The organism is Staphylococcus sp. IVB6181, assembly GCF_025561445.1.
GTDB lineage: Bacteria > Bacillota > Bacilli > Staphylococcales > Staphylococcaceae > Staphylococcus > Staphylococcus simulans_B.
In genome coordinates this window covers 809,148-828,736 of the sequence record NZ_CP095096.1, presented here as the reverse complement: position 1 = coordinate 828,736, position 19,589 = coordinate 809,148, and the positions used below count along the sequence as shown (strand labels likewise).

Annotated in this window: 18 protein-coding genes and 3 pseudogenes; 10 read left to right on the top strand and 11 right to left on the bottom strand. The window is 37.6% G+C overall.

Annotation, left to right across the window (positions count from 1 at the left end; translation table 11 throughout):
• Positions 1-7 precede the first annotated feature (7 nt).
• Both MUA90_RS03665 and MUA90_RS03660 read right to left on the bottom strand, forming a co-directional pair.
• Entirely contained in the window at positions 8-1,174 is a 1,167-nt protein-coding gene (locus tag MUA90_RS03665; RefSeq protein WP_114602832.1) for a galactokinase, read from the bottom strand.
• A 97-nt stretch (positions 1,175-1,271) separates the two neighbouring features.
• Positions 1,272-2,261 carry a LacI family DNA-binding transcriptional regulator gene (locus tag MUA90_RS03660; RefSeq protein ID WP_262588404.1) on the bottom strand — a complete coding sequence of 330 codons (990 nt, stop codon included), beginning with the start codon at positions 2,259-2,261 and terminating at the stop codon, positions 1,272-1,274.
• Positions 2,262-2,407: 146 nt separating this feature from the next.
• On the opposite strand from MUA90_RS03660, the gene fdhD reads away from it, so the two are divergent.
• Positions 2,408-3,220: a formate dehydrogenase accessory sulfurtransferase FdhD gene (gene fdhD / locus MUA90_RS03655; RefSeq protein ID WP_232167809.1), complete on the top strand. Its 813-nt coding sequence runs from the start codon at positions 2,408-2,410 to the stop codon at positions 3,218-3,220.
• Positions 3,221-3,244: 24 nt separating this feature from the next.
• Here the strand turns inward: fdhD and MUA90_RS03650 are convergent, their stop codons facing one another.
• The 3 genes from MUA90_RS03650 to MUA90_RS03640 all read right to left on the bottom strand — a co-directional run bounded on the left by MUA90_RS03650 (position 3,245) and on the right by MUA90_RS03640 (position 5,617).
• Positions 3,245-4,000 (bottom strand): GNAT family N-acetyltransferase, encoded by a 756-nt coding sequence (locus tag MUA90_RS03650; RefSeq protein WP_262588403.1) that lies wholly within the window; start codon positions 3,998-4,000, stop codon positions 3,245-3,247.
• Positions 4,001-4,020: 20 nt separating this feature from the next.
• Positions 4,021-4,572, bottom strand: coding sequence for a biotin transporter BioY (locus MUA90_RS03645; RefSeq protein ID WP_262588402.1), 552 nt, complete (start codon positions 4,570-4,572; stop codon positions 4,021-4,023).
• Between the two features lie 100 nt (positions 4,573-4,672).
• A complete protein-coding gene (locus MUA90_RS03640) occupies positions 4,673-5,617 on the bottom strand; it encodes a nucleoside hydrolase (protein ID WP_262588401.1) in 945 nt (314 codons plus the stop codon).
• A 205-nt stretch (positions 5,618-5,822) separates the two neighbouring features.
• Between MUA90_RS03640 and MUA90_RS03635 the strand changes: the two genes are divergently transcribed.
• The gene (locus tag MUA90_RS03635) at positions 5,823-6,968 is read left to right on the top strand and encodes an acyl-CoA dehydrogenase family protein (protein ID WP_262588400.1); all 1,146 of its coding nucleotides are present in this window, start codon (positions 5,823-5,825) and stop codon (positions 6,966-6,968) included.
• 159 nt (positions 6,969-7,127) lie between these two features.
• A complete protein-coding gene (locus MUA90_RS03630) occupies positions 7,128-8,042 on the top strand; it encodes an iron-hydroxamate ABC transporter substrate-binding protein (protein ID WP_262588399.1) in 915 nt (304 codons plus the stop codon).
• A gap of 91 nt (positions 8,043-8,133) precedes the next feature.
• Here MUA90_RS03630 and MUA90_RS03625 read toward each other — a convergent pair whose 3' ends face one another.
• Entirely contained in the window at positions 8,134-8,508 is a 375-nt protein-coding gene (locus MUA90_RS03625) for an urea transporter (RefSeq protein WP_316959806.1), read from the bottom strand.
• Between the two features lie 39 nt (positions 8,509-8,547).
• Between MUA90_RS03625 and MUA90_RS03620 the strand changes: the two are divergent.
• The 5 genes and pseudogenes from MUA90_RS03620 to MUA90_RS03600 all read left to right on the top strand — a co-directional run.
• A pseudogene (locus MUA90_RS03620) lies at positions 8,548-8,637 on the top strand (urease accessory protein UreF); the annotation flags it as partial.
• Positions 8,638-8,651: 14 nt separating this feature from the next.
• Entirely contained in the window at positions 8,652-9,266 is a 615-nt protein-coding gene (gene ureG / locus MUA90_RS03615) for an urease accessory protein UreG (RefSeq protein ID WP_114602819.1), read from the top strand.
• The gene (locus tag MUA90_RS03610) at positions 9,263-10,105 is read left to right on the top strand and encodes an urease accessory protein UreD (protein WP_398577380.1); all 843 of its coding nucleotides are present in this window, start codon (positions 9,263-9,265) and stop codon (positions 10,103-10,105) included. The genes ureG and MUA90_RS03610 overlap by 4 nt, the downstream gene beginning before the upstream one ends.
• A 128-nt stretch (positions 10,106-10,233) precedes the next feature.
• The gene (locus MUA90_RS03605) at positions 10,234-10,758 is read left to right on the top strand and encodes a transposase (RefSeq protein ID WP_262588397.1); all 525 of its coding nucleotides are present in this window, start codon (positions 10,234-10,236) and stop codon (positions 10,756-10,758) included.
• Between the two features lie 169 nt (positions 10,759-10,927).
• A pseudogene (locus MUA90_RS03600) lies at positions 10,928-11,629 on the top strand (IS3 family transposase); the annotation flags it as partial.
• A gap of 189 nt (positions 11,630-11,818) precedes the next feature.
• Here MUA90_RS03600 and MUA90_RS03595 read toward each other — a convergent pair.
• Positions 11,819-12,673 (bottom strand): patatin-like phospholipase family protein, encoded by an 855-nt coding sequence (locus tag MUA90_RS03595; protein WP_262588396.1) that lies wholly within the window; start codon positions 12,671-12,673, stop codon positions 11,819-11,821.
• Between the two features lie 376 nt (positions 12,674-13,049).
• Positions 13,050-13,406, bottom strand: coding sequence for a transcriptional regulator, SarA/Rot family (locus MUA90_RS03590; RefSeq protein WP_262588395.1), 357 nt, complete (start codon positions 13,404-13,406; stop codon positions 13,050-13,052).
• A 576-nt stretch (positions 13,407-13,982) separates the two neighbouring features.
• Between MUA90_RS03590 and MUA90_RS03585 the strand changes: the two genes are divergently transcribed.
• Positions 13,983-15,992 (top strand): ATP-binding cassette domain-containing protein, encoded by a 2,010-nt coding sequence (locus MUA90_RS03585; RefSeq protein WP_262588798.1) that lies wholly within the window; start codon positions 13,983-13,985, stop codon positions 15,990-15,992.
• A gap of 71 nt (positions 15,993-16,063) precedes the next feature.
• Here MUA90_RS03585 and MUA90_RS03580 read toward each other — a convergent pair whose 3' ends face one another.
• Both MUA90_RS03580 and MUA90_RS03575 read right to left on the bottom strand, forming a co-directional pair.
• Positions 16,064-16,423, bottom strand: coding sequence for a DoxX family protein (locus tag MUA90_RS03580; protein ID WP_262588394.1), 360 nt, complete (start codon positions 16,421-16,423; stop codon positions 16,064-16,066).
• A gap of 13 nt (positions 16,424-16,436) precedes the next feature.
• Positions 16,437-17,489 (bottom strand): annotated as a pseudogene (locus MUA90_RS03575) (LLM class flavin-dependent oxidoreductase).
• A 592-nt stretch (positions 17,490-18,081) separates the two neighbouring features.
• Between MUA90_RS03575 and MUA90_RS03570 the strand changes: the two are divergent.
• A complete protein-coding gene (locus tag MUA90_RS03570) occupies positions 18,082-18,816 on the top strand; it encodes a CHAP domain-containing protein (RefSeq protein WP_262588393.1) in 735 nt (244 codons plus the stop codon).
• A gap of 170 nt (positions 18,817-18,986) precedes the next feature.
• On the opposite strand, the gene MUA90_RS03565 is transcribed toward MUA90_RS03570, so the two are convergent.
• On the bottom strand, positions 18,987-19,325 hold the full coding sequence (locus MUA90_RS03565) for a hypothetical protein (RefSeq protein ID WP_234019049.1): 339 nt from the start codon (positions 19,323-19,325) through the stop codon (positions 18,987-18,989).
• Positions 19,326-19,589 lie beyond the last annotated feature (264 nt).

Sequence of the window (19,589 nt, the reverse complement as noted above, 5' to 3'; positions counted from 1 at the left end):
GTCCTCCTTAAAGTTCGATTGATTTAACACCGTCACCGATATTGACATGATAAAACGAAGGGGCATAACCAATCTTTTCTGTGTAGTTGCGTGTGACTTCTTCTTCTAATGCTTTGATTTTTGATTGATGTACCAATGCAATCGCACATCCGGCAAAGCCTGCACCTGTCATACGGGCACCTAATACACCGTCAACTTGCTGTGCAGATTCTGCTAAAGTATCCAATTCAACACCTGTTACTTCATAATCATCTTTTAATGATGCATGACTTTCATTCAGCAATTGACCGAAGCGTTCAAAATCAGAATGTTCTAATGCATCATATGCTGCTTTGACACGTGCATTTTCAGTTACTGCATGACGTGCACGTTTTAATAGCACCGGATCATCAATCAGATGTGCATGTGCTTCGAATGTTGCTTCATCAATATGGCCTAATGCTTCCACATCTAATTCTTGTTGTAAAAGTGCTAAAGCCTTTTGGCATTCTTCTAAACGTTCATTATATTTAGATTCTGCTAATTCGCGGCGTTTATTGGTATTCATAATTGAAATAGTATAATCGCCGAACTCTGTCGGTACATAGTGATACTCTAAACTTGAAGTATCTAACAAAATTGCTTGGTCTTTTTGACCCATGCCGACAATAAATTGGTCCATGATACCGGAATTTACACCGATAAAGTGATTTTCAACTTTTCGTCCTAATTGAATCAATTCTAAACGTTCTACGTCTAAATTGAACAATGATTTCATCAACCATCCCGTCAGCATTTCTATAGATGCTGAAGATGAAAGACTTGCGCCGTTTGGAATATTGCCTTCTACAATTACATCAAATCCGTTTTCAATGTTATAACCCGCTTCAATTAAAAACTTCACCATTCCTTTTGGATAGTTGGCCCAGCTGTCTGCTTTGTCATAGTCTAAGTCATCTAATGAAAATGTAATGACGCCGGCTTCTTCAAAGTTTAATGAATAAAAGCGGATTGTACGGTCATCTCTTTTACGCGCTAAACCGTACGTCCCTAATTCAATTGCGGCAGGGAATACATAACCGCCGTTATAATCCGTATGCTCTCCGATTAAATTGATGCGTCCAGGTGCAAAAGCTGCGACCTCTGGTTGTGCATCAAACTGCTTTTCAAATTGCTCTTTCATCGCTGTCAACATAGAATAACTCCTCTCTCAAGGTAAAATTTATTAGTAAACTCAATTAAAGTTTATTTGTTTACTAAATGTTTTGTCAATGCATTTATTGCTGCTTTTTCTAAGAAAATGATTGGCGCTCAATCAAGCGTGTCTGCACGACAATATGCAATGCTGCTTCGCGTGTACGCTGAATACGTTCTTTCGCCATCAATACTGCACTATTCCCGAATTGTTCAATATCTATACGCACACTCGTTAAAGAAGGTGTAACATATTGATTCACATCCAAGTCGTTAAAGCCGATAACTGCCGCATCTTTAGGAATTACTTTCCCAATCTCCTGCAGACCTTGAATCAAACCGATTGCTACCATATCATTGCCGGCAATCAGTACATCTGGTACCGTTTCTAAATCTTTAATTGCTTGTTGTCCTGCTTCTCGATCCCAGCCGATTAAATGTGCATTCGGTGTTTTTTGATGCTGCTGGCACCAATCTGCATAAGCTTGGTAGCGTGCATCTTTTTCAGCACTCTCAGTTTCACGCAAATCACGTTCTTCTCTCATCCCTCCGAAATAAGCAATATCAGCTTTCTTATTATCATTGGAGATTTTATCCAGCAAGCGATGCATAGACTGTCCTAAATCTGAATACACTGCGTCCATATATTCAGGTACATGTTTATTATTAATGACTACGATATTTTGATTATATTCATACAATGTCTCTAATACATGATATGAAAAGTTGCCGATGACCAGTACTGCACCTGCTTTTTTAACATCTTGCCAATCTTGCTTTTTAAAGCCTGTTTCAATTCTCAATGTTTTCTTCAGTGTTAAATTCAATCGTTTGATTTCTGCTTCGATGGCTAATCGCAGTTCACGGTGAAACGGGTCTGCCATCTCGCGTCTGCGTGAAGCATACGTAATAATCTGAACTTGCCGATTGACACGTTCTGCTTTATGGTATGCCATTGACTTTGCTGTTTCTAAAATCCGTGTTCTTGTGGATTCAGCTACAGATAATGTAGGATCTTCATTCAAGACTCTTGAAACTGTTCCCGGACTGACACCTGCTGCTTTTGCTATATCTCTAATACTTGCCATCCCTAACACCTCTCTTTTTGTTTACCTTAAGTTTACTATTAATTTTTTGATGAAACAACTTTACTTTCATCATTGTTTTGAAACAGGCAATCTTTTTTTGAAAATAAACCAGATATAGTATACTGTTGAATTAAGGAGTTATGCCTATGAATAATAAAGATATAGATGTATTAACCAATCAGACAATCGTCCGTTACGAAGGCGGAGAATTGTTTGAAACTACAGATAGTTACGTTACCGAATTTCCCTTAACAATTATGGTCAATGGCGAGGAATTTGCGACCGTTATCTGCAGTCCAGACCATATGGAAGAATTGGTACTGGGCTTTTTAGCGTCTGAAGGCGCGATTTTAAAACGCGATGAATTAAAATCCATTCAAATCGACGACAGTAAAGGCTTTGCTCATGTAGAACTGACAAAAGACTTAGGCGATCGTTTTGAATATTCGACAAAACGTATGATTGCATCTTGCTGCGGTAAAAGCCGCGAGTTCTATTTCCAAAACGATGCTGCAATTGCGAAAACATCTATGTCGCATATTACATTGACGCCCAAACAAGTCATTAATATGATGACAAGACTGCAGACAGCCAGCACATTATTCAAACGTACCGGCGGCCTGCATAATGCAGCCATCAGCGACGGCGAAGCTTTCTTTGAACATCGTCAAGATATCGGGCGTCATAATGCCTTAGATAAATTGTATGGATTTTGTATAGAGCGTCATATTCCAGTACGAGATAAGGTATTGATTTTCAGCGGACGTATTTCATCTGAAATCTTAATCAAAGCTGCTAAAATCGGGGTTGGTGTCATCTTGTCTAAATCCGCACCGACTACCCTTGCGGTCACACTCGCAAATGACTTGAATATTACAGCCATCGGATTTATCAGAGACGGCAACTTTAATATTTATAGTCATCCAGAACGTATAAAAGCTGTGTCCTCACAAGACTGACTTGTGTGAACACAGCTTTTTATTTTATATATTCTCTTTCACAACGTTATAACTGTAACTGATATACGTATACCCTTGCTTGATATACATATCTTTAGCAGTATCCTCGCCGTCTGCTATTAAAATAATCGGTTTCTTTTTTGCATAGTTTGCGACAAAGGCCTGCATCGCACGGCCGACACCTTGTCTTCTCATTTCTTTAATGACCCCGAAACTATCGATTTCAATCGCTGCGTCTGACTCAATGATATCCAGCGTACCGATAGGTTTGCCTTCATGATAAGCGATAACTCGTTTTACATGCGTTGAACCTTCAAATTGCTCGCGCAGTGTTTTCACCGTTTCATCCGCATAGTCTCGGCCATAGTCTAAAGAGAAATAGCGGCATATCTTTAAATAATCCTCTAAATGATAAATATCAACCCAGCGAATATCCAAATGCTCCGGCAGTTCAGCTTGCAGCGCTTCTGCTTCAATCGCATACATTTCTAATAACCCGAGTTCAAAACCTTCTTTATCAAAGTAATCTGTGAAGACTTCTGGCAAAGATGTATCTTCAGGAAATGAAAATGCAAGATGATGACTGCCTTGCTGATGATGCTGCTTCAACTGTGCTTGTGCATCTTCTAACCAATCCTCAAACTCCGGCATTTGATGATACACCCATTTATTTGTGTAATAAGTCAAAGGCTCTGACGGTGTTAAATAGATTGTCTTTTCATCATCTTGATAAGCTATAGTGCCTGGCTGATCAATCAGTCGCATGGATAGTGGCCGCATATTTCTCCCTCTTTCTTTAATCAGAAACGCATCAATTGTTTGAATCTTGTATGATTTAATAAAGCTGCACCGATTAAACAAGCAATAACAGCTTTAACCACATCTCCAGGCATAAAGACAAAAGATAGGAAGAAAGCTTTAGATAACGGCATATTTGTAAAAACACCCATCACTAAAGTACCTGCGATATCTAAAAGCAATACTCCAGCAATCAATACAGGAATGAAGAGACGTACAAAGTTGATACGTTCGATAAATTTATCGCGTGCGAGCCCGATTAAGAACGCCACTACCGGATATAAGAATAAGAAACCTGCTGAAGGACCGGCAAATACCCCTATTCCGCCGCGGCCGCCCGATAATACAGGCACACCGCACGCTGCTAAAATTAAAAATACAATTACGCTTAATGTACCATATTTCTTACCTAAAAGAATACCTGCGAGGAAGATTCCTACGTTTTGCAATACGATAGGAACAGGCATAAACGGTAAAGGTATCGGCGGTACCAACCCTAGTAAAGCAATGATTGCGGTCATAATCGCTGTGAATGTAATATGTTTTGTTGTCATAGTCTGACCTCCTTGGTATGATTCCAAGGAAAATTATAGCACATATGTTAATTTAAATTTACGGATAGTTTACATTTATTTGTGTAACTTTTACACTCGCTTACTGCTGAACTTTGGCAGCTAATTGTGTCATGTATTCAAAGAAAGCTTCGCGATTCACATCATCCACCACATGCACCAGTCTTCCGCCTTCATGTACGCGTTTTGTACGGCCTTGACTTGGACCATGTGTAATAACTTCAGTCATAACATCTTGGACATGTACTAAATCAGGTTTGCCGACTGAAGCGGTTGTTAAGACATCCCATAAGAAATACGTTGAGTTCGTAACGAAGTGTGTTAACGGCGGTACACCTGCATAACAAACACCTAAGAAATCGACACCTAAGTTATCTCTTTGGTCTGCCCACATTTGGCGTACATCTAACGTTAACGGTACTTTATTAGTACTTTCGAGTGCGACCATATCTATTTCAATATCTGACTCGAATACTTTTGCGACCGCTTCAGGATCCCAAAATGCATTCCATTCTGCTGTACCGTCATGCTCAGGTTCTTCCGCATTTCCTTTTGTTAAGAAAGTGCCGCCCATCCAGACTAAACGTTCAATTTTCTCTGTAATTTCCGGTTTTATTTCTAATGCTTTTGCAAGGTCAGTTAACGGACCTGTAAATAAGAGTGTTACCGGTACATCGCTTTGTGTTAATTTTTCAATGATATCTTCATAAGCTTCTAAGTGTGACACTTCTGAACGCTTTGTCGTTCTGCTTTCGTTCAAGACAGGCAAAGCATCTACGAAGAAAGCATGCATGCGCCAATCTTTAGGGAATGGATTCTTTCCTCTTTCATAAGATGGAGCAACGTTTAAGTCGCGGTTTGAGAAGCGGTTGATAATCTTAACAGAAGCACTCACTGCAGGTTCTACATAACTGTCTGCGCCGATTGCACTGACCCCGATTAATTCTGTCTCTTCCATTTGAAGCAATAAGAACAACGACACTAAGTCATCCACGCCGCCATCATGATTAAAATATATCTTTTTCATTTTCTACCTCCAACTTGTTCTATCACTCTCTATTTAATTGTATTTACTAAATAATGTAAAGCATCTGTGTATGTCTGTATTAAGCGGTGCACTGAATGTTTTTCTGCCGATATGAATTTTGATTCTTACCACGAAAAACTTCCAACTCTTTATTCCGAGTGATACACTAAACTTAATACACTTATCAACGTGAGGAGGAAACGTCTTGTTAGAATCAGGATTAATACACTCAGACATACAACGAAAATGGTTAAAGAAATTACAAGCTGTCAAAGCAGACTTTCAGGCACATGCAGAACATAACGACCTCAACAGCCGCTTCCCTTATGAAAATATTGAATGGCTGAAACAAGAAGGCTATACCTTATTAACATTGCCTAAAGCCTATGGCGGCGAAGGTGCAACAGTAGAAGATATGGTCATCTTGCAGACCTATTTAGGCGCAATAGACGGCGCAACTGCACTATCAATCGGCTGGCATTTAAGCGTTGTCGGACAGCTCTATGAAGAAAAGAAATGGGATGACGACTTACTAAATCAGTTTGCAAAAGCGGTTAAAGAAGGCGCATTGATTAATCGTGCAGTCAGCGAAGCAGATACCGGCAGTCCGACACGCGGAGGAAAACCTTCGACACATGCGGTTAAAGAAGGTGACAGCTACATCTTAAACGGTGTTAAAACTTTCACTTCAATGAGCCCTGCACTGACACATTTCTTAGTAAGCGGCTACAATGAAGCAACAGATCAGTACGGTTTCTTCTTAGTTGAAGAAGGTACACCAGGTTTATCGATTGCACAAACATGGAATGTCCTAGGCATGCGTGCTACTGAAAGCCATGATTTAGTGCTGGAAAATGTTAAAATCCCGACTGAAAATTTCGTAGAAATCGCAGGCGGTCCTAAAAGTCCGAATGGATGGATTTTACATATTCCAAGTGTTTATTTAGGAATTGCTCAAGCAGCAGCGGATTATGCGAAAGACTTTGCGAAAACACATCAGCCGAACAGTATCGATCAATCTATTGCCCATCTCCCTACCGTTCAGCAATCTGTCGGAGAGATGGAATCATTATTGCTGTCATCACGCGCATTCTTATGGTCAACTGCACGTATGTATCATGAATCGCCGGATGCACCTGTATGGAACGAAACGTCAGCGAGCAAAGTCTTGGTTATGAACCAAGGTCTGCAAGTGATTGATATTACAATGCGTATCGTCGGTGCTAAAAGTTTAGAAATGGAACGTCCGCTTCAACGTTATTATCGTGATATGCGTGCCGGTCTTCATAACCCGCCGATGCAAGATGCTGCTTATACGAACATTGCAAAATCTGAACTCGACCTATTTTAAAACGACAGTACTGTGTTCTTTTCCAAAGAGCATGGTACTTTTTCTTTCTTCAAATAACTCAATTCTAAAATTTTTTACAAAATTATATTGTGCTTTTCGCAAAATACGATTATAATTCTAGAGTAATGATAATCGTTTTCAATTAGGAGGAAAATACAGATGAAGAAATTATTGATTCCTATGATTATTTTAGTATTCGTTCTTGCCGCTTGCGGTAAACAATCAAATGATCAAAAAGATTCAAAGCAAGAAATGCGTTCATATACAATGGATAATGGAAAGAAAGTAAAAATACCGAAAGACCCTAAACGTATTGCAGTAGTAGCACCTACATATGCGGGCGGTATTAAAAAATTAGGCGGCAACATTGTCGCAGTCAACAGCCAAGTCGATGACAGCCCTATTTTAAAAGAAAAATTCAAAGACGTTGAAAAAATCGGCGCAACTGGCAGTGAAGATGTAGAAAAAGTTATCAAACAAAAACCAGATTTAATTATCGTTTACTCAACTGATAAAAACATCAAGAAATATCAAAAAGCAGCACCTACTGTAGTCTTTGACTATGCTAAACATAAATACCTTGATCAGCAAATTGAATTAGGTAAATTATTAGGCAAAGAAGACCAAGCGAAAAAATGGACAGAAGAATGGAAAAAACAAACTTCTAAAGACGGCAAAGCTATTAAAAACAAAATCGGTGAAGATGCGACTGTTTCTTTATTAGACGAATTTGATAAAAAACTTTATACGTACGGTCCTAACTGGGGTCGCGGCGGCGAAGTAATTTATCAAGCATTCGGTTTGAAAATGCCTGAAAAACAAAAAGAACTTGTTGAAAAAGAAGGCTGGGCAGAAATCAAACAAGAAAAAATCCCTGAATATGCAGGCGATTACATCGTATCAACACGTGCAGGCAAAGCAGTACCTTCATACACAGAAACAAATCTATGGAAAAACTTGCCGGCAGTTAAAAATAATCACGTGATTAAAGTTGATGCTAAAACTTATTGGTACAATGACCCGTATACACTAGAGTTTATGCGTAAAGATCTTAAAGAGAAATTCATGAAATAATAAAATAATTCAAGTGAAAAAGCGGAATGTTCCCTACACAATCAGGGCAGCATTCCGCTTCTCTTATGTTATTGATTTTTATCTTTTTATTTTATACTTGCGTTTCATTTTTAGACTTTGCATACGCAGATTTGCCCGCCAGCAGCATAATCCATGTTGCGACAATAAACGGCAAGGTAAATACCGGCAGACCGAAAGGTTTCAGCCATGTGACTAAGCCTGCATGCATGACTACGGTAATAATGATTCCAAACAACATACTTAAGTATTTGTTAAAGACAGATGCCTCTTTAAATGTCACACCTAAAGCTAAAATTACAAGGACGACATTATAACCATAAAGGCCGGCATTGATTTCATCATGGTTGGCACCGAACATCATAACCACAACCACGCCGATAATATTGGCCGCAATTGAGTAAATGCCTGCTTTTTTCGAAGCTATAAAAATACCTATCAGTATCAATAAGCCGCCGAGTACACTTTTGACTAAGAAGATTTCACTGAAGCGTCTGAATTCGGCATCACTGCACCAGGACTTGAAATCAATCAAATGGAACATGAAAAAGTGAATGTACGAATCTTTATTTCCTAGGAGGCTATAGATTTATGACTCAACCTATTAAAATCGGAATCGGCGGACCTGTAGGCGCAGGTAAAACCGAGCTTGTAGAAAAAGTAGTCAAACATTTAAAAGAAGAATTAAGCATTGGTGTTATCACGAATGATATTTATACAAAAGAAGACGAAAAAATTCTTGTAAATTCAGGTGTCCTGCCTGCTGACCGTATTATCGGTGTAGAAACCGGCGGCTGCCCGCATACTGCAATTCGTGAAGATGCATCTATGAACTTCGCGGCGATTGATGAATTAATCGAACGTCATGAAGATATCGAATTAATCTTTGTCGAATCAGGCGGCGATAATTTAGCAGCTACATTCAGTCCTGAACTTGTAGATTTCTCAATTTATATCATCGACGTTGCACAAGGTGAAAAAATCCCGCGTAAAGGCGGACAAGGTATGATTAAATCTGATTTCTTCGTTATCAACAAAACAGATTTAGCACCTTATGTCGGCGCATCTTTAGACCAAATGGCTGAAGATACACGCACATTCCGCGGAGACCGTCCGTTCACATTCACAAACCTTAAAACAGAAGAAGGTTTAGACAATGTGATTAACTGGATTGAACGCGACGTATTGCTTAAAGGACTAGAATAATGCACAATGTCACAGAATGGACAGGACAACTTGATATCACTGTCTTCAATGATGGCGAGCGTTCTGCAGCACGTGACATTTTCTTTGAAAAAGCATTAAAAGTTATACGCCCTATTTATTTGAATGGTTCAAATATCCCTACATTCTATATCGTTAATGTAGGCGGCGGTTATTTAGACGGCGATCGTTATCGCTTAAATGTCAAAGTCAAAGAAAATGCGGCCACAACACTCACATCACAAGGTGCAACTAAAATCTACAAAACTTTAAAAGATCACGTTGAGCAATATCAAACATTTACTATTGAAGATAATGCTTATATGGAATATGTCGGAGATCCGATTATCGCTTTTAAAGATGCGAAATTCTATCAACACAACCAATACCATATCGCTAAAACAGGTGCGATGTTTTATACTGACATCTTAACACCGGGCTATTCTCCGGATGAATCCCACTTCACCTACACATATCTGCACTTATTGAACGAGATATTTGTGGATGGCGAATTGGTCGTATTCGATAATTTATTATTAGATCCGAAGAAAAACCGTGTAGACGCTTTAGGTTATATGGAAGGCTATTCACACTTAGGTTCTTGCTACTTCATCCATCCGGATGTCGACAGTACTACTGTTGAAGCACTCTATGATGTAATAGCGCCTTATACTAAAGAAGCAGATTGCCGAATCGGTATCACACAATTAGCAACACATGGTATCAGTATTCGTATCTTGGCACATGAAACGGATTTAATCGAAGACATTTTAAACGATGTTCAAAAAGACGTTGTTCAAAAACACTACAACAGAGAAGTCAACTTCCTAAGAAAATACTAAGACTGTCCTCAAAGTCTTAAACAACTTTAAGGGAACAGTTATTAATGAAGAAGGACGATTTTCAAAAACGAAATGTACTGCACCCCAAAAGTTGAACCTACAAAATTCAACTTTTGGGGTGTTTAATTATGAATAAAAGTTATAGTTTAGATTTCAAACTTAAAATATTACAAGAATACAAAAGCGGACAAATTGGTTATGGTTCATTAGCTAAAAAGTACAATATTCATCATTCTTATATTGAAAGATGGATCTATCAGTACGATACCTTCGGTATTCAAGGTCTTACTTTTGATATGACAAAAAGAAAATATTCAAAAGAAGAAAAATGTGAAATCATAGAATACCGATTGGAACATCATTTATCGTATAAAGAAACTGCGAAAATATTTAATATTCCTAACCCTTCCTTAATTGCTCAATGGCAGAAGAAATTTAATGAGTATGGTATTCTTGGCTTAAAACCAAAACCGAAAGGTCGTGTGTCCAAAGCCATGAAAAATAAGAAGAGTGAATCGTCTAACCAACCATTAAACGAAACTGAAAGAGAAGAACTTGAAAGACTACGTTATGAAAATAAATTGTTGGAAATCCAAATTGAACTCGAAAAAAAGTTACAATCCTTAGCTCGAAAAAATCAAACAAAGAAATAGTTTCAGCTATTATTGAGTTAAGGAAAGAGAAAGATTATCAGCTGAATCATATTCTAAAAGTAGCCAATATAGCTAAAAGCAGCTATCATTATTGGAAAAACAATTTAGGTTTAAAAGAGTATAAGGATGCACCTCTGCTGAAGTTGATTAAAGAAATTATCGAAAAAATCATGAACGTGTTGGTTATCGTAGAATTACTTTAGAGCTTCATGCAATGGGGATTATAGTTAATCATAAGAAAGTTTTAAGAATAACAAGAGAAAATAAACTTTTATGCACAAAGTTTAACCATAGAAGCAGAAACTATAAATCTTATAAAGGAAGCACTGGAAAAGTCGCTAAAAATATACTAAATCGAAGATTTGTATCAGATAGACCTTATCAAAAATTATTAACAGATATTACTCAATTCAATATTAAGAATACAAATACAAAGCTTTATTTGTCACCTGTTTTAGATGTATTTTCAAAAGAAATCATCGCTTATTCTATTAGTAGGCACCCAAATTTAGAATGTGCTTTGTCATCTTTAAATCAGGCTATTAAAAATATACCTGAATTAAATTATCGAACTACAGTACATTCTGATCAAGGTTGGCACTACCAGCATAAAGCTTGGGTAAAAGCGCTCAAAGACAATCATATATTTCAAAGTATGTCGCGTAAAGGGAACTGTTATGATAATTCTCCAATGGAGAATTTCTTTGGCCTATTAAAACAAGAGATGTTTTATGGAGAAGAATTTAATTCTTATGAAGAGTTGGAATTAGAAATACACAAATATATCAATTACTATAATAACGTAAGAAGAAAAGTAAATTTAAAAGGCAAGACTCCTGTTGAATACAGAAATCTCGCCTTAGGAAAATAGCTTAATCAAAAAGTTCAACTTTTTGGGTTCACTACAAAAATCGCCCTTCTTTTCTTTATGCTTTCTCTCTGTTTCTTTCTTTATACTCTCTCTTTGTATTTCTTTTTTCTCTCTTTATTTTTCTTGTTTTTCTCTTTATTTCTTTCTCTTCATTACTATAATACTTGTATATAGAGAAGATACATACGCTTAATTCCAAAATTCTGCGATAGCACTTGCGTCTTGTTGGCCTTGTTTGCGAGCTGCTTGTGCAACTTCTTTACGCATGGCGCCATTCATCGTGTTGTAGTCATAACGTGCTAAAATGTCCATGACCGTTTTATCTGGTTTTACTAAATGTACCTTTTGTCCGCGTTCTTTCATCTTATCTATCACATCTGAAAGTGCGAAAGGTGTTTTGACAGGCAAATCAGCAGCTAATACGATTACTTTATCCGCTTCACTCACATCCGGATTTTCCATGGAATATGATCCGCCGTCATAATAATGTTTGCCGTCGATTTGAATTGTCGGATACGCACCTTGAAAGGCACCGCTGGCCGCAATAGCTTTAACTAACGAAACGTCTGATGATTTATCTAAGACACGGCGCTGATTGGTTTCAACTTCTGTCACCACAATTTTCAATCCTTTTGTCCAACCAGATACAGCGTTGCCGAGACTATTGCGAATCATATTCAGACGCTCTGTTTCAGGCAAATCTACTCTAGGATGCATCGCCATGTCGCTCATACCAGCAACCCATTCTTCTACTGTACGCGAATCACTGGCTAATGATTCAAACTTGCTGAAGATGATTTCTAAATCTTCATCCGTTAATGGATTGCTTTCCTCTCTTTCATACTGCAGCTGTTCGTCCCAAATTGTTTCCCAGTCTGCATCTGATGCTATAACTGTACCGACTTGTGCACCGGCTGAAGTGCCGACAAATTCATGTGCCGTACGTAAATCCACACCTTGATCAAACAAGCCTCTTAAATAAGCGATTTCCCATGCCATGCCGAATTGTCCGCCGGCACCTAAAATAACAGCATTGGTTGTCATATGCTCATCACTCCTTTGTAGGATTTAATAGTCAGCTGCCCATCGCTATATACAAACCCGTCCAAACTATCGGATATACTTCGCCACTAACAAACCTCCTGCTATCGAGGTTGCGAGATGTACAAGATTACAAATAACCTTGATGGGTCGCTTCATATATAACCTCATTTCTATTACAATTGATACACTTTACTCTACCCTGGAACATCTCCTTGTAAAAATGGGGTAAGCTTTGATTTTTTACAAATAAAATAAGAAGTCAGATACACTTATCCGGCTTCTTATCTTAATACATTCGCAAAAGATTGTTTCTTTTAGGATGCGCTATAATTTCATCTCATTGGAAATAGCTTAATTCCCCCAACTTCTTATCTGATTAAAATACTTTGCTGACGGCGTCGCATAGTGCTTCGATTTCACTTCTTTGTTCTGCATCGACCACTAAAATGACTGTTCTTTCATCATTTTTATTTCGTTTTTTACTTAAAAGTTTACGTTCTTTAAGTTTTTGAATCGCTTTAGAAATAAAGTATGGTTTCAAGTTGGACAGTTGTATAATCTCTTTAACATTAAATTCAGTGCGTTCTTTTTCGCTATTGTGAATGTAGTTTAAAATGAAGAGTTCTTCAAAAGAGATTTGATATTCGCTTTTGATAATGGCACTAACCTCTCTGACCTTTTGTGCTACTGTCACAAATTTTGATAAATCATTAATAACATTTTTGTTGTTCATACTCAATTCACTCCTTCATGATGTAGAGCTAAGATGTTTAGTGAATTATTCTGATATTTCCAAATGAGATGACTTTATACCATTAATTTTATTACATCTATCAATAATGCGCCATTTATTTTTGTTGACTAAAAAAATCAATTTAGTGAAAGGACTGTTAGTAAATTCACTCTTAAAGTGCGTAAAGTTGGAAAACGGGTTATTTTGGGAACTTGGATGTCCCATTATGTCAATTAGTCGCCAATGAGAATAGAAATAAGAAATGAAATTTCGGGAATACAAATAATTGATGACATGTTTGTCAGACACAAGGAGGCAAATGAATTGAAACAAGATTATATCAGTGTAAAAGATGCAGCACAAAATAATTTAAAATCTATCTCTATCGATATCCCTAAACACTTGATAACTGTGTTTACAGGACGTTCAGGTTCTGGCAAATCTTCTCTTGTGTTTAATACACTTGCGGCAGAGTCTGAACACTTATTAAATGAAACTTACTCCAGTTACATACAGTTTCACTTGAATCAGCAGCCCCGACCAAAAGTCGGCAGTATTGACCACTTGCCTGTCGCAATGACTATCAGTCAAAAGCGCTTTAACGGTAATTCTCGTTCTACAGTCGGTACGATTTCTGATATCTACGCTTCTGTACGATTGCTTTGGTCGCGGATCGGAACACCTTTTGTCGGCTATTCTGATGTCTTCTCATTTAGCAGTCCTTCAGGTATGTGCAAAACTTGTGAAGGTTTAGGTTATATTGAAGATATCAACTTAGATGAATTGCTGGATTGGGATAAATCACTCAATGAAGGTGCGATTGACTTCCCTTCTTTCGGTCCGGATAAAGAACGCGGAAAGGTTTATCGCGACAGCGGACTCTTTGATAATGATAAGAAACTGAAAGATTATACACAAAAAGAATTGGACTTGTTCTTATATCAAGAGCCTATGAAATTAAAAAATCCGCCGAAAGCTTGGCGCAAGTCCGCTAAATATGTTGGATTGATTCCTAGATTCAGCCGTATCTTTTTAGGAGATAAAGAGTTTGCGAAAAAGCGTTATGCGAAACATTTAAAAAATGTCGTAACAACTAAAGTATGTCCGACTTGTCACGGACAGCGATTCAATCAAAAGATATTAAGTTGTAAAATCAACGGTTATAACATTTCTGATTTTACTAAAATGACAATTAAAGAGAACCTTGAATTTTTAGATCAGCTCAATCAACCGACCGCAGAATTTATTATCGCACCGCTTCGAAAACAACTCGAAGCTTTAGATTTTATCGGCTTAAGCTATCTGACGCTTGATCGTGTGACTACTACATTATCCGGCGGTGAAGCGCAGCGCTTGAAATTAATCCGCCACTTAAACAGCCCATTGTCTGATTTAGTCTACATTATTGATGAACCCAGCATCGGCTTGCATCCGGAAGACATTCAAAAAATCAATCAAATCTTGCAGTCGCTTAAAGCTAAAGGCAATACAGTATTAATAGTAGAACATGATCCGGATGTCATAAAAGAAGCCGACCACGTCATTGATATGGGTCCTGGCTCTGGTAAAAACGGCGGTGAGATTACATTTGAAGGTGATTATCAAGCATTACTGCAATCGGACACTGCAACAGGTGATGCTTTGCGCAAATCACATCAGTTCAAATCCAGTCCAAGACCGATTAAGGATTACTACCATTTAGGGCCAATTACGCGCAATAACCTTAAACAAGTGACAGCAGATATTCCAAAACACGTGCTGACTGTCATGACAGGTGTTGCTGGTTCAGGAAAGAGTACACTTGTAAAAGCAGGGTTTGAAGATGATGACAACACCGTATTCGTCGATCAAAAAGCTGTACAAGGCTCAAGTCGTTCTAACTTATTGACGTACCTCGGTGTCTTTGATGACGTACGCAAATTCTTCAGCAAGCATACTGGATTAAGCAAAGCGATGTTCAGTTATAATTCCAAAGGCGCTTGTCTGAATTGCGGCGGTAAAGGCTATATCAAAACTGAACTTGCTTTTATGGCAGACTTCTCTCAAACATGCGAAGTGTGTCACGGCAAACGTTATAAACCAGAAGTATTAGATGCGACTGTTGATGGTTATAATATCGCAGACGTATTAGAATTGACTGTAGATGAAGGCATTAATTTCTTTAAAGGACATAAAGCTATTGAAGATGCCTTGCGTTCCCTCAGCAAAACCGGTTTGAATTATATGGCTTTAGGTCAGCCGTTAGATACATTATCCGGCGGTGAAATACAACGTGTTAAGTTAAGCCAGCATTTGATTGAACCGACTTCAGACAAAGTCTATATTTTCGATGAACCTACTACAGGTCTGCATGAAGAAGATATTCCGCTGTTATTGAATCGTTTTAATGAATTAATAGAAGAAGGCAATACAGTCATTTTAATCGAACATAACTTATCTATGATGTGCGAAGCAGATTGGATGATTGATGTCGGTCCAGGACCTGGATTAGACGGCGGTCAAGTCCTGTTTTGCGGCCGTCCTGAAGATTTGCTTGAAACCGATACTTTAACAGCGAAGCATTTGAAACGCTGCATTTCTAAATAAATAGACATAAAAAAGCTCAACCCGCTTTGATTTAGAGGGTTGAGCCTTTTATTTCAGTTATTTAAATACTATTATTTTTTGCAGAATGAAATTGTGTCAGCAGAAGATAATACTGCTAATTTCACTAAGTCTGTAGCGTGTTTAGCGCCTTCTTTACCGTGACCAGCTTCGTAGTGTTTATAGATAGCAACACCTAATACACCTACTGCTAATAATGAAGCAACGTTTGTCATTTTTTTGTTTCCGAAGCTTAATAAGTAGATTAAACCACTTGCTGCTTCAAGTGCACCTGCTACAGTTACCCATTTAGAATCAAGACCGAATACATTTTCGAATGTATCTTTCATACCTGGGTCGCCTTTTAATTTAGGTTCTGAAGCCTGCAATAATTCCTTAGCAATTTTAATATTGTTTAAATAACGTAATAACATAATACAATCTCCTTTATTTATTATTGAAATATTCCTCTACAATTGGTTTTACCCTTTCTCCGTATAATCTAATTGCGTTCATTACACGGTCGTGAGGCATTGAACCTAGAGGGATGTGAAGCGTAAAGCGATCAATATCCAGTTCCTCTATTACAGCAATCATCTTTTTAGCTACTGTTTCAGGGCTGCCGACAAACATCGCACCTTCGTCGCTGATTTCACGTTGGAAATGTGCTTCGTCGTATTTCGGCCAGTTGCGTTCTTTCGCAATAATATCATGCGCTACTTTTGTAGAAACATAAAATTCTTTTTGGGCTTCTTCATCAGTATCTGCAATATAGCCCCATGAATTTGTCGCTACCGGCATTTGTTCTCTGCTGTAGCCTCTGTTTTCAGCAACTGCACGATAGATTGCAATGTTGCGTTTGAAGCGTCTTGGATTGCCTCCGATAATTGCGTACATAATCGGCAAACCGAATTCTGCAGCTCTCATTGAAGACTCTGGTGTGCCTCCTGTTGCCAGCAAAATTGGAATTTCCTTTTGCACTGCTCTAGGATATACACCTAAGTTGTCGATTGCTGGACGTAAACCGCCTTCCCATTTAACAATCTCATGTTGATTGATACGTTTCAATAGTTCAAGCTTTTCAACGAACAATTAATCATAATCATCTAAATTATAGCCGAATAGCGGGAAGGATTCTATGAAAGAGCCTCGTCCAGCCATGATTTCAGCACGTCCATTAGACAGCGCATCCAATGTTGCGAAGCGTTCATATACACGTACAGGATCATCTGAAGATAAAACTGTCACGGCAGTACTTAATTTAATATGTTTTGTCAAAGGTGCGGCTGCGGCAAGTACAGATACCGGATCAGATACGGCATAATCTGAACGATGATGTTCGCCTAATCCGTAAAAATCAAGACCGACTTCATCCGCAAGTTGAATTTCTTCTACTATATCGCGGATACGTTGTGCGGCTGATATTTTTTCTTGAACGCCATTTTCTGTATGAATTTCAGTGTTGTCTGCAAAGGATGTCATTCCAATTTCTAATTTCACTTTAGTTCACCTCTCTAGGTATAATTTTTATACTTAAATAATACACCCCCTTTCAGAATGAAGTCAATACTTTGTGCTTACACTCTCATATATAGGAAAATTTTTTCTCTCTTATATAAGAAGAAACACAATCTATTTCTTTAAAACTCCTTATAAATCAGATGTTCTGCGTTAGATTAAGTACAATTAAAAGAAGGACAATTTACACTTAATTGCTACTTAAATTCGTCCAAGAAGTAAATACAAATCAACATATTTTCACTCTAAATTATGTTTTAAAGTTTTCTGTAATATTACAAACCTGTAATATTCATGTCATTTACATTAGATTAACATTGTTAAAAAAGCGATGACATCAAGATTTTGAGCATTAATCACTATTTTAATGCTTATTACATGCAAATACATAATTATTAGAACTAAATTACAAAATGATAACAACCCACACAAACCAGATTTTTTTTGGTAAAGTAAGTCTTGTCGTTAAGAGCACGAAACAAATAAACGAAATTTATGAAGAAATGTAAATCTAGTCACGAGATTTATTAATAATATTAAAATTAGCTTATTATCTTTAGGAGGATATTTAATTATGAATAAAATCGCTACAACTACAATCGCTACAGCAGGATTAGGAATCGCAGCTTTAACTTTATCTCACAACGATGCAGATGCAGCTCAAAATAATGGATACAACCCTAACGATCCATATTCTTACAGCTACTCATACACAATCGACCAACAAGGTAACTACCACTACACTTGGCAAGGTAACTGGAGCCAAGCAAACCAATTCAACAATGACTACTCAACATATGCACAATACAACAATAACAACACAGCTAACAATAACTACAGCAACTACACTAGCTACAATACACAAGCAACAGCTCCACGTACTGGCGGCTTAGGTGCTTCATACTCAACATCAGACAACAACGTTCAAGTAACTACAACAGCAGCACCAAAATCAAGCACAAGCACTATGTCAAACCGCACTTCATCAGGTGCTAACCTTTACACTTCAGGTCAATGTACTTACTACGTATTTGACAAAGTAGGCGGTAAAATCGGTTCAACATGGGGCAACGCTAACAACTGGGCAAACGCAGCAGCAGGTGCTGGTTACACAGTAAACAACAGCCCAGCAGCAGGCGCTATCTTACAAACTAGCCAAGGTGCATTCGGTCACGTTGCTTACGTTGAAAGTGTTAACAGTGACGGTTCAATCAACGTTTCAGAAATGAACTACGGTCAAGGTCCTGGCGTTGTAACTTCACGTACTATCTCAGCTGGACAAGCTGGCAGCTACAACTACATTCACTAATTTTTGAATGCATATGATACCAACTGATACGCTACAATCAGTTGGTATTTTTTATGCTCTTCTTTATGTATTCGCGAAATCACAATCCAATAAGGCAAAAAAATATGCCGATAGTTCAGGTTTATACACCTAAGCTATCGGCATTCATTTATCTTATCTCTGAATTTTCGTTATAACCAATATGCAACCATGATCCAAAATGCGAAAGCTAAAATATAAAGTAATGGAAAGCTTTCTGAGACTGGACGTTTAAGTTGTCTGTAAAAGACATAACCGCCTAGTCCTATGGCCATACCTGCTGTAAGTACAATACGTACTACAAACATCTCGACTGTTGCATTAATTCCTAGTTGCGGTCCAGTCGTTGCGACTGCACCAAACGATAGGATTAAAATCATAATCGTATAAACAACTGTATCTTTTGTTTTATTACTTTGAGATAAGGTCCAAAAGATTAACAACCCGAATATTGAAGTCATCAATATTTCATGTGCTAAAAATTCCGACATAGAAGAATCAACTCTATATTGCAAAATTGCTACAAAATACAATATAAAGCTGATTACTACATAGATAATAGAAGGATATTTTACAGTTAAATTATCTAAATTGAAGTATCGATGAATTCCTAGACACAATAGTAATATCGCTACAAGTATTACTACATATAGCATGGAATCACCTCATTCATATAGTATTAATAACCGTTTTAGTACACAACTAAACATTATTAATATTAAATTTTCAAAAGCAATGATTGTAAATGCAATTAA

Coding starts and splice junctions, on each gene's coding strand:
- MUA90_RS03665 (WP_114602832.1), bottom strand. CDS start 1,174: ATGTTGACAGCGATGAAAGAGCAATTTGAAAAGCAGTTTGATGCACAA.
- MUA90_RS03660 (WP_262588404.1), bottom strand. CDS start 2,261: ATGGCAAGTATTAGAGATATAGCAAAAGCAGCAGGTGTCAGTCCGGGA.
- fdhD (WP_232167809.1), top strand. CDS start 2,408: ATGAATAATAAAGATATAGATGTATTAACCAATCAGACAATCGTCCGT.
- MUA90_RS03650 (WP_262588403.1), bottom strand. CDS start 4,000: ATGCGGCCACTATCCATGCGACTGATTGATCAGCCAGGCACTATAGCT.
- MUA90_RS03645 (WP_262588402.1), bottom strand. CDS start 4,572: ATGACAACAAAACATATTACATTCACAGCGATTATGACCGCAATCATT.
- MUA90_RS03640 (WP_262588401.1), bottom strand. CDS start 5,617: ATGAAAAAGATATATTTTAATCATGATGGCGGCGTGGATGACTTAGTG.
- MUA90_RS03630 (WP_262588399.1), top strand. CDS start 7,128: ATGAAGAAATTATTGATTCCTATGATTATTTTAGTATTCGTTCTTGCC.
- ureG (WP_114602819.1), top strand. CDS start 8,652: ATGACTCAACCTATTAAAATCGGAATCGGCGGACCTGTAGGCGCAGGT.
- MUA90_RS03605 (WP_262588397.1), top strand. CDS start 10,234: ATGAATAAAAGTTATAGTTTAGATTTCAAACTTAAAATATTACAAGAA.
- MUA90_RS03595 (WP_262588396.1), bottom strand. CDS start 12,673: ATGACAACCAATGCTGTTATTTTAGGTGCCGGCGGACAATTCGGCATG.
- MUA90_RS03590 (WP_262588395.1), bottom strand. CDS start 13,406: ATGAACAACAAAAATGTTATTAATGATTTATCAAAATTTGTGACAGTA.
- MUA90_RS03585 (WP_262588798.1), top strand. CDS start 13,983: ATGACTATCAGTCAAAAGCGCTTTAACGGTAATTCTCGTTCTACAGTC.
- MUA90_RS03580 (WP_262588394.1), bottom strand. CDS start 16,423: ATGTTATTACGTTATTTAAACAATATTAAAATTGCTAAGGAATTATTG.
- MUA90_RS03570 (WP_262588393.1), top strand. CDS start 18,082: ATGAATAAAATCGCTACAACTACAATCGCTACAGCAGGATTAGGAATC.
- MUA90_RS03565 (WP_234019049.1), bottom strand. CDS start 19,325: ATGTCGGAATTTTTAGCACATGAAATATTGATGACTTCAATATTCGGG.